Genomic DNA, 15,968 nt, shown 5'->3' with positions numbered 1-15,968 from the left:
GGGTCGCTACCGTGCAGGTCGTGGCCACGGGGACGCTCATCTTTCTGATCATCGGTGGGGCGGGCGTCGGTGTGCTCGCGCTCGCCCTGCTCGGCGGCGAAATCCTGCATTTCGGTCATCCCGACGTCGACGGTCCGGTCTCCGTCGAGGCCGTCGCCGGTTTCCTCGGCGCGTTCGGCTTCGGCGCGGCCATCGTCAACGAGCTGCTCGGTGGGCGTACCCCGGGGATGATCGCGGCGGCGGTCGGTGGCGGCGCACTCGCCGCGGTGCCCACCGCGTGGCTGGCGGGTCGGCTGAGCCGGGCGGCGCGCGACATGCGCACCGACGCCACCCCCACCCGGGACGACCTGGTCGGCGCGCTCGGCCTGGTGGTCACCCCGATCCCGACCGGCGGCTACGGCGAGGTGCGGGTACGCGTCGCCGGCCAACCGGTGAAACTCAACGCCCGCGCCGACGAGCCCATCCCGCTCGGTGCGCAGATCTTCGTGGTGCAGACGCTGAGCGAGACCAGCGTGCACGTCGAGACCTACTGACCCCTCTTCTCGCAGAGACGGAACCCCCATGCCTCTCCTCATCGCCATCGGTGGCGCGGTCGTCCTCGCCCTCGTCCTCGTGTTGTTCGTGCTCTCCCGGATCAAGGTCGCCGGCCCGAACGAGGCGTTCATCGTCACCGGCCGCAAGGGTCGGACCACGCAGACCGCCGACGGCGGCCGGTCCACCGACAACTCCGGCCAGAAGGTCGTCCTCGGCGCGTCCGTCTTCGTCCTGCCGGTGGTGCAGAAGCTCCAGTCGCTCGACCTGTCCAGCCGCCGCATCGACGTCGGCATCCGGGGCGCGGTCAGCAAGCAGGGCATCCGGGCCGACCTGCACGGTGTCGCCATCGTCAAGGTTGGCGGCACCGAGGACGCGATCCGCGCCGCCGCCCAACGGTTCCTGCACCAGCAGGACGAGATCGACAACTTCACCCGGGAGGTGCTGGCCGGCGCGCTGCGCTCGATCGTCGGCCGGCTCACCGTCGAGGAGGTCATCCGGGACCGGGCGGCGTTCGCCAACGCGGTCGCCGAGGAGGCCGAGCACTCGATGACCAACCAGGGGCTGGTGCTGGACACCTTCCAGCTCCAGGACATCCTCGCCGAGGGGTCGTACCTGCAGGACCTCGGTCGGCCGGAGGCGGCCCGGGTGCTCAAGGACGCCGCCATCGCCGAGGCCCGCGCCCGGCAGCAGGCCGAGCAGGAGCGGCTGCTGGCCGAGGAGGCGATCGCCGAGGCGAACCGGAACCTGTCGCTGAAGCAGGCCGGCATCCAGGCCGAGATCGACGCGGCGAAGGCGAAGTCGGCGGCGGCCGGGCCGCTCGCCCAGGCCGAGCGGGACCAGGCGATCCTCTCCGAGCAGCAGAAGGTGGCCGAGCGCAACGCCGAGCTGAAGCAGCGTCAGCTCGACACCGAGGTGCGCAAGCCGGCCGACGCGGCCCGGTACAAGGTGGAGCAGGAGGCCGAGGCGGCCCGTAACGCGGCGGTGCTGAACGCCGACGCGCAGCGGCAGGCCACCATCGCCGCCGCCCAGGCCGCCGCCGAGCAGGCCCGGCTCACCGGTGAGGGCGAGCGGGCCCGCCGCGCGGCGCTGGCCGAGGCCAACGCGATCGAAGGTGCCAAGGAGGGTGAGGCCGAGCAGCGGCGGCGGTCCGCGATCGCCGAGGCGGTCGAGCGGGAGGGCCAGGCCGAGGCCACGGCCATCCTGGCCCGCGGTCAGGCCGAGGCCGACGCGATGGCCCGTAAGGCCGAGGCGTTCGCCGCGTACGGTGAGGCCGCCGTGCTCGACCTGCTGGTCAAGATGTTGCCGCAGGTGGTCGAGGCGGCCAGCGCCCCGATCGGCGCGATCGACAAACTGACGGTGATCTCCACCGACGGGGCGTCCTCGTTGACCAAGTCGGTGGCCGGCAACGTGGCCCAGGGCCTCCAGCTCGGCTCCGACCTCACCGGCATCGACCTGTCGGCCCTGCTCGCCAAGCTCGGCGCGGCGTCGGCCGGGTCCCCGGCCAACGGCAAGCCGCCGGTCGAGGGCAGCGCGGTCGAGACCCGCTGACCGTACGACGGAAGGGGCCGTCCGGTGTGCCGGGCGGCCCCTTCCGTCGGTCAGCTCAGCGCAGGCCCTGGTCGTGGGCCCAGCGCAGCAGTTCCGCCTCGGCCTCGTCACGGTCGAGCGGGCCGCGTTCCAGGCGCAGCTCCTTGAGGTGCTGCCAGGCCCGGCCGACCAGCGGACCGGGCGGCACGCCGAGCAGCTCCATGATCGCGTTGCCGTCGAGGTCGGGCCGGACCCGGGCCAGGTCCTCCTCGGCGGCGATCCGGGTGATCCGCTCCTCCAACGCGTCGTAGTCGGCGGCCAACTGGGCGGCCTTGCGCCGGTTGCGGGTGGTGCAGTCCGAGCGGGTCAGCTTGTGCAGCCGGTCCACCAGGTCACCGGCGTCGGTGACGTACCGGCGCACGGCCGAGTCGGTCCACTCGCCCCGGCCGTACCCGTAGAACCGCAGGTGCAGGCCGACCAGCTTGGTGACCTGGGAGGTGACGTCCTTCGGGTAGCGCAGGGCCTTCATCCGCGCCTTGGTCAGCCGGGCACCGACCACCTCGTGGTGGTGGAAGCTGACCCGCCCGTCCCCACCGACCGCCTTGGTGGCCGGCTTGCCCACGTCGTGCATGAGCGCGGCCATCCGGAGCACGAAGTCACAGCCGTCCGTCTCGTAGGACACCGCGTTGCTCACCACGGTCAACGTGTGCTCGTAGACGTCCTTGTGCTGGGCGTGCTCGTCGATGGTCAGCTTGAGGCCGGTCAGCTCGGGCAGGAACCGGTCGGCCAGCCCGGTGTCGACCAGCAGCCGCAGCCCGGTGATCGGGTCGGTGCCGCACAGCAGCTTGGTGAACTCGTCGCGGATCCGCTCGGCGGTGATCCGGTCCAGGTCGGCGGCCATCGAGGTCATCGCCGTCCGTACGTCGGGGTGGACGGCGAAGCAGAGCTGGGCGGCGAACCGGGCGGCCCGCAGCATCCGCAGCGGGTCGTCGCCGAACGACTCGGCCGGCGTGCCCGGGGTACGGATGATCTTCGCGGCCAGGTCGTCCAGCCCGCCGTACGGGTCGGTGAACCGGTGGTCGGGGAGGCTGACCGCCATCGCGTTGACGGTGAAGTCGCGCCGCCGCAGGTCGTCGGTGAGGTTGGTGCCGTACTCCACCACCGGGTTGCGGCTGACCTGGTCGTACGCCTCGGCACGGAAGGTGGTGACCTCCAGCCGGAGGCCGTCGCGCTGGCAGCCGATGGTGCCGAACTCCCGACCGGTCTCCCAGATCGACTCGGCCCAGCCCTTGATGATCCGTAACGTCTGGTCGGGGTGGGCGTCGGTGCAGAAGTCCAGGTCGTCGCCGAGCCGCCCGAGCAGGGCGTCGCGCACCGAACCACCCACCAGGTGCAGCTCGTGGCCGGCGCGGGCGAACCGGCGGCCCAGCTCGTCGGCGACCGGTGAGACGCGGAGCAGCTCGGCGACGGCGTTGCGCTGCGCGGTGGTCAGCTCACGGCGTTCGGCGGCGTGGGGTGTGGAGGCTTCGGACATGGGATCGCCAGCCTATCGGGCGGGGACGGGAACCAATCCGCCGGGCGCGGATGTCGGGTCCGGGTTGACTATGGTCATGGCGTGCGGACCGGTACCGGCTCCGACGGATCCCTGGGAGGCTGGAGATGAGCGGCGGGCTCTACCGCAGCGCGAACGCCGCGCAGGGTGACGACGGGCTCCGGCCGTACGACGGGGCGACCTTCATCTCCGCCGAGCCGCTGAACCAGCCGGGTGTGGAGGCGACCGCGCCGCCGCAGGAGGTGGTCGCGGAGACCAGCGCCGCGGCGAACAGCGCGGTGATGGCGGTCGGCAGCCTGGTCAGCCGGGGCACCGGCTTCATCCGCAACCTGATGATCGGTGCCGCGCTGGGCAGCGCCGTCGGCGACGCGTTCACCACCGCCCAGTTCCTGCCCAACCAGGTGTACGAGTTCCTGCTCGGCGGCGTGCTGACCAGTGTGCTGATCCCGGTGCTGGTACGTCGGCGCAAGGCCGACCCGGACCGGGGTGAGGCGTACGCCCAGCGGCTGCTGACTCTCGCGGTGCTGGCCCTCGCGGTCACGGTCGTGCTGGCCCTGCTGCTGGCCTCGACCCTGACCACGCTCTACGCCGGCGGCAAGAACGCGGCGTACACCGGCCTGGTCACGAACCTGTCGTACCTGATGCTGCCGATGCTGTTCTTCACCGGCGTCAGCGCGTTGATCGCGGCGGTGCTGAACACCCGGGGGCACTTCGCCGCGCCGATGTGGGCGCCGATCCTCAACAACCTGGTCGTCATCGGCACCTTCGGCCTCTACATCGTGGTGTACGACGCGCAGGCGCTGGGCCCGGAGGACATCGGCTGGGACCGGATCCTGCTGGTCGGCGGGGGCACCCTGCTCGGCGTGGCGGTGCAGGCTGCCGGGCTGCTGCCGGCGCTGCGCAAGGTGGGTTTCCGGTGGAAGCTGCGGTTCGACTTCCGGGAGTTGGGTCTACGTGAGCTGGCCCGGCTCGGTGGCTGGATGTTCTGCTACGTCGCGGTCAACCAGCTCGGCCTGTTCGTGGTGGTCAACCTGCTCACCCGGGCCGCCGGTGGCGACGACAGCAACGCCGGCCTGCTGATCTACAACAACGTCTTCCTGCTGCTGATGATGGCGCACGGCATCATCGCCGTCTCGATCATCACGGCGCTGATGCCCCGGATGAGCGCCGCCGCCGCCGAGGGCCGGTTCGCCGACGTCACCGCCGACCTGTCCCGGGGCACCCGGATGGTGACGGCGGTGCTCGCCCCGATCGCGGTCTGTTACGCGGTGCTGGCCGGCCCGGTCTCCGTGGTGGTCTTCCGGTACGGCGCGTTCACCGGCGACAACGCGCTTGCCACCTCGCTGGTGCTGCTGGTCGCCGCGCTGGGCCTGGTGCCGTTCGCGATCAGCCAGCTGTTCACCTTCGCCTTCTACGCGCTGCCGGACACCCGCACCCCGGCGCTGGTCAACATCCCGGTGGTGATCCTGCGGGTGGCCGTGCAGATCGGGGTCTTCGTCGCCTTCTCGGCCACCTTCGCGGCGGCCGGCATGATGCTCGGCAACGCCGTCTCGTACGTGGCGGCGGCGGTGCTGTCGGCGATGCTGCTGCGGCCCCGGGTGGGCCGGATCGGGCTGGGCCGGATCATGCGGACCGTGGGCAAGGTGCTGGTGGCGGCGCTCGGCGCGGCGCTGGTCGGCCTGCTGGTGGTCAACCTGCTCCCCGGTGACCCGGGCAACCTGAGCTGGACGGCGGCGGCGGTGCGGCTGGTCCTCGGCGGGGTGGTGATCGGCGGGACGTACCTGGGCCTGGCGATGGTGCTGCGGATCGGTGAGATCACCGAGGTGGTCGGGATGGTGCGCCGCCGGCTCGGCCGCTGATCCGCTGACCGTGCGGGGCCGGGCGGACAGGGGACACGCAGGGTGAACGAGGATCACCAGCCTGGGGACACGCCTGTGGATAACTTGGTTAGTCCCCGCTCAGTCACCGTAAGGGCCTGTGGACAACCAACCGTACGGCTGAGCATGTGCGGCCGTTCGGGGGGAACCTGACGTACTGCCACCGGGTTGTCACCGGTGGGCCGGCCCGAGGGTCGGTGGCTTGCGGCCAGCGTCTAGATTGGCCAGTACATGTGCCAGCAACGCGGGCGAGAGTGGCGGTAACCGGACTAATCCCCTCATATGCGACAGCCCGTTGAGCGCGGCGGGAAGATGACATGTCGGGATGGCGGGCGGTCCGGGTAAGGTCGCTGTCGACGGACACGGCAGGTGGCCGACTCCCGCGTCGACGCCGCCGGCCGCTCCATCGACGGCGGATCGGGAAGCCACATGCCCAGCAGTTCGGGTCCATCGATCGACACGATCACCGAGGGAGGACGGGTGACCCAGGTCGGCGAGGGTCAGGAGGCGGAGGAAACCGCTCCTCCGGTCATGACCTTCGGTGCTCCCACAGCCGGTGAGATCCTCGCCGAGCGGTACGAGTTGGTCGAGCACATCAACAACGACAGCGCCGGGCGCCTGGTCTGGCGGGGTGTCGACGTCATCCTGCGCCGCCCCGTGGCCGTGGTGCTCCGCTACCCGGGAGGCGACTCCGCCACCGAGATGCTCCAGGCCGCCGTGGCGGCCAGCCGGGTCATCCACCCGAACCTGGTCGGCGTCTACGACGCCATCGACGAGGACGTCCGGGCCTACGTCGTCCGGGAGTGGGTCGACGGTCGGTCCCTGCGTGAGCTGGTCGCCGACGGTCCGTTGGATCCGGCCCGAGCCACCGCCATCGGCAACGCGGTCGCCAGCGCCATGGCCGCCGTGCACGCCACCGGGATGGTCCACGGCAACGTGCACCCCGGCACCGTGATGATCAGCGATGACGGCCGGGTGGTGCTGGCCGACGCCCGCACCGACGGCGACGACAGCCAGGAAGCCGACATCCGCGCGGTGGGCGGCATCCTCTACTTCGCCCTCACCGGGCACTGGCCGCACGCCGAGGCGCCGCTGCGCGGTGCGACCGCCGGCCACGGCCGCGCCGCCATCCCGGACGCCGTCCGCGACGCCAGCGGCGCCATCGCCGCACCCCGGCAGGTCCGGGCCGGCGTGCCGGCGTACCTCGACGACCTGACCATGGACCTGCTCGACGCCGAGATCGCCCCGCCGTCGTCGGACGTGCTCTCGGCCGAGCTGGGCCGGCTCGACATCCCCGCCGAGGACCACTTCCTCGACCAGACCGGCACCATCCGGTTCACCGCCGACGGCGTCGAGGACCGCTCGCCGCTCGCCGCCGCAGGGGGTCGGAAGGTCGCCATCGGCATCGCCGGTCTGCTGGCGGTCGCCCTGATCGGCCTGCTCATCGGCATCAACACGCTGGGTGGCGACGACGACCCGCAGACCGAGCCGGTGGCCCGCCCCTCCGCCAGCACCCCGGCCGGCGACGCCACCCCGGCCCCCGCCGTGCGCAAGCTGAACATCCAGGACATCCGGATCATCGACCCGGACAGCCGGCAACGCAACGAGCTGGGCGACGCCGAAAAGATGCTGGACGGCGACGAGGACAAGGGTTGGGAGACCGACACCTACTACTCGGCCAACTTCAGCAACTACAAGAAGGGCATGGGGGTCTGGATCGACCTCGGCGCCCCGCACACCGTCAAGTCACTCACGGCCACCCTGTCGGACTCCGGCGTCTCCGCGGCCCTGTTCACCGGCACCGGCGACTTCCCGTCCAGCTCGCAGGGCGACAAGGACCTGGTCAAGGGGTTCAAGACGCGGATCGGGCAGCCGTTCGAGCAGCACGACGGCACCAAGATGGCCTTCGACGGCTTCGACCCCGAGCAGAAATACCAGTACCTGCTCTTCTGGATCACCGAGCTGCCCTCCACCGAGCGGGGCTTCAAGCTGGGCGTCCAGGAGATCGCGGTCCAGGGATCGTGACCTGCCGGCCGCGACCCCGTCACCGCCTCCGCCGGGCGTGGTGATGGTCGGTCGCGGCGGGCACCCACCCGACCCGGCGACCGGCGGGCCGACGGCGACCGGGGCACCGCAGCCCGAGGCCACCGACCTGGACCTGCTGCGTGCCCACGTCGCCGGTGACCGGGACGCCTTCACCGAACTCTTCCACCGGCACCGCGACCGGCTCTGGGCGGTGGCCCTGCGGACCACGGGTGACCGGGAGGAGGCAGCCGACGCACTCCAGGACGCACTGCTGTCCGCCCACCGCGCCGCCGGCCGGTTCCGGGGCGACTCCGCCGTCACCACCTGGCTACACCGGATCGTGGTCAACGCCTGTCTGGACCGGCTCCGCCGCCGGCAGGCCCACCCCACCGTCCCGCTGTCCGACGGCAACCACACCGACGACGCCCGGGGCACCGGCGGCGTCGAGCCGGCGGCACCCGCCACCGACCACGACACCGCCCTGGTGGTACGCCAGGCGCTGGCCGGGTTGCCGGTCGAGCAGCGGGCCGCGCTGATCCTGGTGGACGTGCAGGGCTACCCGGTGGCCGAAGTCGCCCTGATCCTCGGGGTGGCCGAGGGCACGGTCAAGAGTCGCTGCGCCCGGGGCCGGGCCCGGCTCGCCCGGGTGCTCGGGCACCTGCGCTCAGGTGGGGACGAACCGTCGCCCTACCCGGCCGCCAGCTCAGCGACCACGCGGGGCGGGCACCTCCGGACGGGTCGGGACGTTTCCGACGTCACACCGGGGAACCGGCAGCCGACCGACGGCGTCCGATCGGGGTCGGGGCAGGCCCGGCGGGGCGCCATCCAGGAGGAGACGTGACGGGCCGGGAGTTCAGGGAGGTCGACCACGACCTGCTCGCCGACTATCTGGGCGGGGCACTGGACGGCACCCCGGAGCAGACCGTCGTCGCCCGACTCGTCGCCGAGGACCCGGCCTGGTCCGACGCGCACGACGTGCTGGCCCCCGCCCTGACCCGGGTGCACGACGAGCTGACGGGTTGGGGTGCCGCCGTACCGGAGATGCCCCTGGCCGTGGTGGAGCGGCTCACCGCCGTGCTCGCCGGTGCCGGCCCGGCCACCCCACCCACCGACGACACCGCCACACCCGACCGCGCCGACCCGCAGGTCGGCCCGGTGCCCACGCAACCGGGCGGGTCGCGTACCCCCGGCGGTCGGGCCGGAGCCGGACGCACCGATGCGTCGGGTCCCGGTCGGCGACGGCGCTGGGCGCGGCTCGCCGGGCCGGTCAGCATCGCCGCGGTGTCGTTGGCCGCAGTGGGGTTCGGCGTGGCCCACCTGCTCGACGGCGCGGCCTCCCGGGACTCCCCCGCCACGACGATGGCCGGGCCGGCGCAGGACGGCGCGGAAAACGCGGGCCGGGGGTTCCGGTTCACCGGTGAGACCCAACGCAGCGGCATCGACTGGTCCCCGACGACGCTGCGCGGCACCACGGCCGCCCCACTGCCCCGCCCCGTCACCCCGCCGGGTCTCCAGTCCGCGGAGGGGCCCGAGGTCACCACCCAGATCGACCCCACCACGCCGGAGAGCAAGCGACTCACCGCACCCGGTGGGCTCGACCGGCTGACCGGGCGGGCGGCGCTCGACGCCTGTCTCGCCGACATCGCCGCCGAGCACAACCGTGGGCCGGTCGCCGTCGAGCTGGTCGACTACGCCACGTTCAACGGTCTGCCTGCGGTGGTGGTCCGCTTCACCGATCCCGGCGGTGCACGGTGGGCGTGGGCGAGCGGTGCGGAGTGCGGTGTGCCGGGGTCCGGCGCGGACACCCGCTACCAGGCGCAGGTAGGGTGAGGACCCGGTCACCCCTCGTCCCGCATCGCGTGACGTGACCCACCGGACGACCGGTCCGGGAATCCCCGGTTCGTACGATGACGTTCTGCAAGTCAGCCGCCGACGTCGTTGAACCGTCGGCGCTCGGATCGACGTCGGTGCGCCGCCGATGTCGTACACACACATCGGGAGACGGCAGTGGACGAGGTCCGCAACCTGATCATCATCGGCTCCGGGCCGGCCGGCTACACGGCGGCGGTCTACGCCGCGCGCGCCAACCTGAAGCCACTCGTGATCGAGGGTGTGCAGTCCGGTGGTGCGTTGATGACCACGACCGAGGTGGAGAACTTCCCCGGTTTCGCCGACGGCATCCTCGGCCCCGAGCTGATGGACAACATGCGCAAGCAGGCCGAACGGTTCGGTGCGGAGTTCCTGACCGACGACGTCACCCGGGTCGAGCTGAAGGACACCGGCGACACCGGTTCCGACGCGGTGAGCACCGTGTGGGTCGGGCAGACCGCCTACCGGGCCAAGGCCGTCATCCTCTCCACCGGCTCGGCCTGGCGTCCGTTGGGCGTGCCGGGCGAGCAGGAATACCTGGGGCACGGCGTGTCGTCCTGCGCCACCTGTGACGGGTTCTTCTTCCGCAACCAGCACATCGTGGTGGTCGGCGGCGGTGACTCCGCGATGGAGGAGGCCAGCTTCCTCACCCGGTTCGCCGAGTCGGTCACCATCATCCACCGGCGCGACTCGTTCCGGGCCAGCAAGATCATGGCCGACCGCGCGCTGGGCAACGACAAGATCAGGGTGGAGTGGAACAGCACCGTCGAGGAGGTGCTCGGCGACGACGGCAAGGTGACCGGCGTCCGGGTCCGCAACGTGCACACCGGCGACGTCAAGGTGCTCGACGTGACCGGCGTCTTCGTGGCGATCGGCCACGACCCGCGCAGCGAACTCTTCCGCGACCAGGTCGAGCTGGACGACGAGGGTTACGTGAAGGTGCAGGCCCCGAGCACCCGCACCAGCGTGCCGGGTGTCTTCGCCGCCGGTGACGTGGTCGACCACACCTACCGGCAGGCAATCACCGCCGCCGGCACGGGCTGCGCCGCCGCCCTCGACGCCGAGCGGTTCATCGCCACCCTGAGCTGAACGACAGCAACACCAACAATCTGAGGAGGAGGGTCATAGTGGGAGCAACGAAGGTCGTCACCGACGCCAGCTTCACCGCCGACGTGCTGAAGTCCGACAAGCCGGTCCTGGTGGACTTCTGGGCCGAGTGGTGCGGCCCGTGCCGCAAGGTCTCGCCGCTGCTGGAGGAGATCGCGGGCGAGATGGCCGGTCAGGTCACCATCGTCAAGCTCAACATCGACGAGAACCCGGAGACGGCCCGCGCCTACCGGATCATGTCGGTGCCGACCCTCACCATCTTCAAGAACGGCGAGCCGGTGCAGTCGATCGCGGGGGCCAAGCCGAAGGGCGAACTGGTCCGGCTGATCGAGTCGGCGCTGTAACACCTGCGCACCACCGGAACCCCGTACCCCCACCGGGTGCGGGGTTCCGGTCGTCCCGGCCACCTGACCTGCGCGAACCGCCGGCCGGACCAGACCGGTCACGGTACGCTCCGTAAGCGCTGGTCCTCCGGACGCACAGCGTGGCCGTCTGCGAAGGTGCCCGGCAGCCAACCTCTGAGGGGGTCCTGCGTGCGTCCGATCCGATCCGGTGACCGTGGACCGGCAGTGACCGAGATCCGTGCCGTCCTGACCGGCCTGGACCTCCTCGCCGCCACACCCGGTGACGAGTTCGACGTCGCCACCGAACGTGCCGTCCGGGCCTTCCAGCAGTCCCGCGGGCTCAGCGCCGACGGCCGGGTCGGCGCGGAGACCTGGCGGGCCCTGGACGCCGCCCGCTGGCGACTCGGGGCCCGCACCCTCTACCACGCGGTGCCCGAACCCCTCACCGGCGATGACGTCCGCTCCCTGCAGGAACGACTGCTGGAGATGGGGTACGACGTCGGGGGCGCCGACGCCGTCTACGGCGTACGCACCTCCCGGGCGGTGGCCCAGTTCCAACGTGAGGTCGGGTTGAAGCCCGACGGCTCCTGCGGCCCGTACACGATGGGTGCGCTGCGGCGGCTCGGCCGCAAGGTCGTCGGCGGACGCCCCCAGTGGCTGCGGGAGTCCGACGCCATCCGGCAGTCCGGCCCGACGCTGGTCGGGCGGACCGTGGTCATCGACCCGGGGCACGGCGGCACCGACCCGGGCGTGGTGGTGCCCGACGGTTCGCTGCGCTGGACCGAGGCGGACCTGGTGCACGACCTGGCCAGCCGGCTGGAGGGGCGGCTCGCCGCAGCCGGGGTACGGGTGCAGCTGACCCGTGGCCCCGCCCCCCGCGACTGCCTGCCGGACGTCGACCGGGCGGAACTGGCCAACTCCCTCGGTGCCGACGTGTTCATCTCGCTGCACACCGACGGTCACGCCGACCCGGCCGCCGACGGGGTCGCCACCTACCACTACGGCACCGACAACGGCGTCACCTCGGCCACCGGGGAACGACTCGCCGGGCTGGTGCAGCGGGAGATCGTGGCGCGGACCGGGCTGCGGGACTGCCGTACCCACGCCAAGGCGTGGGACCTGCTGCGACTGACCAGGATGCCGGCCGTCCGGGTCGAGGTGGGCTACCTGACCTCACCGCAGGACCGGGCCCGGCTGGTCGACCCCCGGTTCCGGGACCGGGTCGTCGAGGCGATCGTGGCCGCCGTACAACGGATGTTCTTCCCGGTCGAACGGGACGTGCCGACCGGCTCGATCGACGTCAGCGCCCTGCGGGCGGTGGTGACGGCCGGCGCGGTCCGCGACTGACCCGGGCGCGGCCCGGGTCGGCGGCCCGCTCAGCCGGCGCTGGACCGGGTCGCCGGGGCGGGGCGCACCGGCCGCAGCAGGCTCTCCGGGCTCATCGAGCCGAGCAGCTTCTCCAACGCGTACTCGACGTCGGACTTCCAGCTCAGCGCGGTGCGCAGCTCCAGGCGCAGGCGCGGGTAGCGGGGGTGCGGACGGACCGTCTTGAAGCCCACCGAGAGGAAGAAGTCGGTCGGGGCGACGCAGGCCCGCACGGTGTCCTCCGGCTCGTCACCGAACTTCGCGTCACCGAACGCCTCGATCGCCTTGATGCCCCGCTTGGTCAGGTCCCGGGCGACACCCTGCACCAGCATCCGGCCCAGCCCACCGCCCGCGAACGCGGGCACCACACTGGCGGTCATCAGCAACGCGGCGTCCGCCGACACCGGCGAGGTCGGGAAGGCCATCGAGCGGGGCACGTAGGCCGGCGGTGCGTACAGCACGAAACCGGCGGGCATCCCGTCGACGTACGCCAGCTTGCCGCAGGAACCCCACTCCAGCAGCGTCTGGGAGACCCACGCCTCCTTCTCCAGCCCCGGGTCACCGTTGGCGCAGGCCCGCTCGGCGGAGACCGGGTCCAACTCCCAGTAGACGCACTGCCGGCACGGGCGAGGCAGGTCCTCCAGGGTGTCGAGGGTCAGACTGACCAGACGTCGCGACATCAGCGCATCCCCACACTCAGGCTCGGAGGCGAGACCAGCCCGCAGCGGCGGCACACCGGCTGCGTCCCCGACGAGCGATCGTACGCCGCCTGCCGACCGTACGGGAGGGGACGCGCGAATCGCCACCCGGGCCCGGGGACGGACGTCCGGGATGTGGACGGGGACCACATCGTGACCGACGACCGTCCCGCCGGGGATTACGATCGACCGACCGGCGTCCCCGCGCCGCCATGGTCGCCGGCACCGCGGGTACCCCAGCGGGCGGGAGCCCGACCGACACCCGATCGAGGTGATGTCATGACCGGCACGACGCTTGACGACTACACCGACCGGTACGCCCGGCGCGTCCGGGGCATGACCGCCTCGGAGATCCGGGCCCTCTTCGCGGTGGCCAGCCGGCCGGAGGTCGTCTCGCTCGCCGGTGGCGCACCCTACATCGCCGCGTTGCCGCTCGACGCGGTCGGCGAGATGCTCGGCAAGCTCGGCAGCGAGCTCGGCACCACCACCCTCCAGTACGGCATCGGTCAGGGCACCCTGGAGCTGCGCGAACGGATCTGCGAGGTGATGGCGGACTCCGGCATCGACGCCTCCTGCGGCGCCTCCCCCGACGACGTGGTGGTCACCGTCGGCGGTCAGCAGGCGCTCGACCTGGTGGCCCGGCTCTTCCTCGACCCGGGTGACGTGGTGCTCGCCGAAGGCCCGACCTACGTCGGCGCACTCGGGGTGTTCCAGGCCGCCCAGGCGCAGGTCGTCCACGTGCCGATGGACGATGACGGGCTGATCCCGGAGGCCCTGGAGGTGGCGATCGCCGACCAGGCCCGCGCCGGCCGGCGGGTGAAGTTCCTCTACACCATCCCCACCTACCAGAACCCGGCCGGCGTGACGCTGAGCGAGGAACGGCGGGAACGGGTGCTCGACATCTGCGAGCGCGCCGGCCTGCTGGTGGTCGAGGACGACCCGTACGGCCAGCTGGGTTTCGAGGGTGAGGCGCCCAGGCCGCTGCGGGCCCGCCGCCGCGACGGGGTGTTCTATCTGAGCACCTTCTCCAAGACCTTTGCCCCCGGGCTGCGGGTGGGTTGGATCCTGGCCCCGCACGCGGTCCGCGACAAACTGGTCATCGCCAGTGAGGCGCAGATCCTCTGCCCCAGCGCTTTCGCGCAGGCCGCCGTCACGACGTACCTGTCGACGATGCCGTGGCGCGAACAGCTCAAGGTCTACCGCGAGGTCTACCGGGAACGGCGTGACGCCCTGCTCGGCGCGCTGCACGACCTGATGCCGGAGGGCACCACCTGGACCAGGCCCACCGGCGGTCTCTTCGTCTGGGCCAGCCTGCCCGACGGGCTGGACGCCAAGGCGATGGTGCCACGTTCCATCGCCGCCCGGGTCGCATACGTACCGGGCACCGGTTTCTATGCCGACGGCACCGGCACCGGCAACATGCGGCTCAACTTCTCCTTCCCCACCCCGGAGCGGATCCGGGAGGGGGTACGCCGGCTGGCCCGGGTCATGGAGCAGGAGATCGCCATGCGGCAGGTCTTCGGCCCGGTCGGGCCGACCGGGAGCCGGCGGGGCGGGGCGGACGTCCCCGGCCCCGACTTGGCATGATGCCCGCATGGCTGCCATCCCCGTCGAGCGCACCGTCGTGACCGATTCCGCCGCCGCAGTTCCTGCGACCACCGGTCCCGCCACCGACCTGCACATCCTGGTGCTGGCCGGTGGCCTGTCGTACGAGCGGGACGTCTCCCTACGGTCCGGCCGGCGGGTCCTCGACGCGCTGCGCAGCGCCGGGGTGGAGGCGGAGCTACGGGACGCCGACGTGGCACTGCTGCCCGCGCTGGCCGCCGACCCGCCGGACGCCGTGGTGATCGCCCTGCACGGTGCGACCGGCGAGGACGGCTCGCTACGCGGGGTGCTCGACCTGTGCGACGTGCCCTACGTCGGCTGTGACGCGCGGGCCGCCCGGCTGGCCTGGGACAAACCGTCGGCCAAGGCGGTGCTGCGGGAGAACGGCATCCCCACCCCCGACTGGGTGGCCCTGCCGCACGACCGCTTCTCCGAGCTGGGCGCGGTGGCCGTGCTCGACCGCATCGTGCAACGGTTGGGGTTGCCGCTGATGGTCAAGCCCACGCAGGGCGGCTCGGGCCTGGGCGCCGCCGTGGTGCGGGATACCGCCGCCCTCCCGGCCGCGATGGTCGGTTGCTTCGCGTACGACTCGACGGCACTGGTCGAGCGGTACGTGCCCGGCATGGACGTGGCGGTGTCGGTGCTCGACCTGGGCGACGGGCCACAGGCGCTACCGCCGGTGGAGATCGTGCCCCGCAACGGCGTGTACGACTACGCTGCCCGCTACACCGCCGGCCGGACCACCTGGCACGCACCGGCCCGCCTCGACCCGGCGGTGGCCGGCGCGGTGGCCGAGGTGGCGTTGGCCGCCCACACCGCGCTCGGGCTGCGCGACCTCTCCCGGGTCGACCTGATCGTCGACGGGGACGGCCGACCCCACGTGCTGGAGGTCAACGTGTCGCCCGGCATGACGGAGACGTCGCTGCTGCCGTTGGCGATCCAGGCGGCCGGGCTGGACTTCGGTCAGGTCCTCGGCACACTGGTCGGCCGGACGGCAGCCCGCCGCCGCCCCTGATCCGCGCCCGCGCTGCCGGGCTTTCCCCGCTGCCGGGCTTTCCCCGCTGCCGGGTTGCCCGGACAGGGGTCGGTAGCCCTGCGGGTCGGGGTGGTCCCCGTGCGGCCGGATCAGCGCCGGTCGGGGTCTGACGCGACAGTCACGCCGGGCCCGTCGTGGGCTTCGCCGCGCTGCCGGCGTCGGTCCCGTCCGTACCGTCGACTGCCGTGCCTTCGGCCTCCGACGCGACCGTGTCGGTGTTCCCCGGCCCGGTACCGGGCCGGTCCGTTCCGCTGCCACCCGGGCCGGTGCCGGTGGCGGCGGCAGCCCGGTCGGCCGTGCCCCTCGGATCCGGACGGGCAGCCGTGTCGGCCCGTCCCGGACCGGCACCGTCAGCGGTGCCGTCGTCGTCAGCGCCGACGGTGCGGGGTTCCCTGCTGTCGGCGTCCCGGGTGGCGGTTTCTCTGCTGT

13 protein-coding genes are annotated in these 15,968 nt (G+C 72.4%); 11 read left to right on the top strand and 2 right to left on the bottom strand.

The features are described 5' to 3' along the window. Positions 1-11 precede the first annotated feature (11 nt). Both AB0B63_RS15545 and AB0B63_RS15540 read left to right on the top strand, forming a co-directional pair. Positions 12-533: a hypothetical protein gene (locus tag AB0B63_RS15545; protein WP_357018814.1), complete on the top strand. Its 522-nt coding sequence runs from the start codon at positions 12-14 to the stop codon at positions 531-533. 28 nt (positions 534-561) lie between these two features. Continuing rightward, positions 562-2,082, top strand: a complete 1,521-nt coding sequence (locus tag AB0B63_RS15540; protein ID WP_208565160.1) for a flotillin family protein — start codon at positions 562-564, stop codon at positions 2,080-2,082. Positions 2,083-2,137: 55 nt separating this feature from the next. Here the strand turns inward: AB0B63_RS15540 and AB0B63_RS15535 are convergent, their stop codons facing one another. Beyond that, positions 2,138-3,595 carry a CCA tRNA nucleotidyltransferase gene (locus tag AB0B63_RS15535; protein ID WP_357018811.1) on the bottom strand — a complete coding sequence of 486 codons (1,458 nt, stop codon included), beginning with the start codon at positions 3,593-3,595 and terminating at the stop codon, positions 2,138-2,140. A 125-nt stretch (positions 3,596-3,720) separates the two neighbouring features. Between AB0B63_RS15535 and murJ the strand changes: the two genes are divergently transcribed. The 7 genes from murJ (at position 3,721) to AB0B63_RS15500 (ending at position 12,182) form a co-directional block, all read left to right on the top strand. Further along, positions 3,721-5,472 (top strand): murein biosynthesis integral membrane protein MurJ, encoded by a 1,752-nt coding sequence (gene murJ / locus AB0B63_RS15530; protein ID WP_357018808.1) that lies wholly within the window; start codon positions 3,721-3,723, stop codon positions 5,470-5,472. A 447-nt stretch (positions 5,473-5,919) separates the two neighbouring features. Continuing rightward, on the top strand, positions 5,920-7,515 hold the full coding sequence (locus tag AB0B63_RS15525; protein ID WP_357019170.1) for a protein kinase family protein: 1,596 nt from the start codon (positions 5,920-5,922) through the stop codon (positions 7,513-7,515). A 43-nt stretch (positions 7,516-7,558) separates the two neighbouring features. Then, on the top strand, positions 7,559-8,356 hold the full coding sequence (sigM, locus tag AB0B63_RS15520; protein WP_357018805.1) for an RNA polymerase sigma factor SigM: 798 nt from the start codon (positions 7,559-7,561) through the stop codon (positions 8,354-8,356). Continuing rightward, positions 8,353-9,345 (top strand): hypothetical protein, encoded by a 993-nt coding sequence (locus AB0B63_RS15515; RefSeq protein ID WP_357018802.1) that lies wholly within the window; start codon positions 8,353-8,355, stop codon positions 9,343-9,345. The genes sigM and AB0B63_RS15515 overlap by 4 nt, the downstream gene beginning before the upstream one ends. 177 nt (positions 9,346-9,522) lie before the next feature. Further along, positions 9,523-10,473 carry a thioredoxin-disulfide reductase gene (trxB, locus tag AB0B63_RS15510; protein WP_208565165.1) on the top strand — a complete coding sequence of 317 codons (951 nt, stop codon included), beginning with the start codon at positions 9,523-9,525 and terminating at the stop codon, positions 10,471-10,473. Between the two features lie 38 nt (positions 10,474-10,511). Then, the gene (trxA, locus tag AB0B63_RS15505) at positions 10,512-10,835 is read left to right on the top strand and encodes a thioredoxin (RefSeq protein ID WP_067310719.1); all 324 of its coding nucleotides are present in this window, start codon (positions 10,512-10,514) and stop codon (positions 10,833-10,835) included. Between the two features lie 189 nt (positions 10,836-11,024). Continuing rightward, on the top strand, positions 11,025-12,182 hold the full coding sequence (locus AB0B63_RS15500) for an N-acetylmuramoyl-L-alanine amidase (protein WP_357018797.1): 1,158 nt from the start codon (positions 11,025-11,027) through the stop codon (positions 12,180-12,182). Positions 12,183-12,211: 29 nt separating this feature from the next. Here AB0B63_RS15500 and AB0B63_RS15495 read toward each other — a convergent pair whose 3' ends face one another. Beyond that, on the bottom strand, positions 12,212-12,880 hold the full coding sequence (locus tag AB0B63_RS15495; RefSeq protein WP_208565167.1) for a GNAT family N-acetyltransferase: 669 nt from the start codon (positions 12,878-12,880) through the stop codon (positions 12,212-12,214). Positions 12,881-13,177: 297 nt separating this feature from the next. Here AB0B63_RS15495 and AB0B63_RS15490 point away from each other — a divergent pair, with 297 nt between their 5' ends. Together AB0B63_RS15490 and AB0B63_RS15485 are read left to right on the top strand one after the other, a co-directional pair. Further along, positions 13,178-14,485: a PLP-dependent aminotransferase family protein gene (locus AB0B63_RS15490; protein WP_357018793.1), complete on the top strand. Its 1,308-nt coding sequence runs from the start codon at positions 13,178-13,180 to the stop codon at positions 14,483-14,485. A 37-nt stretch (positions 14,486-14,522) separates the two neighbouring features. After that, entirely contained in the window at positions 14,523-15,518 is a 996-nt protein-coding gene (locus AB0B63_RS15485; protein ID WP_208565796.1) for a D-alanine--D-alanine ligase, read from the top strand. The last annotated feature ends 450 nt before the right edge of the window (positions 15,519-15,968 follow it).

Origin of the sequence: Micromonospora sp. NPDC049081 (assembly GCF_040648835.1) — a bacterium.
Classification (GTDB): Bacteria; Actinomycetota; Actinomycetes; order Mycobacteriales; family Micromonosporaceae; genus Micromonospora; species Micromonospora antibiotica.
Note: the sequence above shows the minus strand (reverse complement) of the source record. Positions and strands in the feature narration are given on the sequence as shown.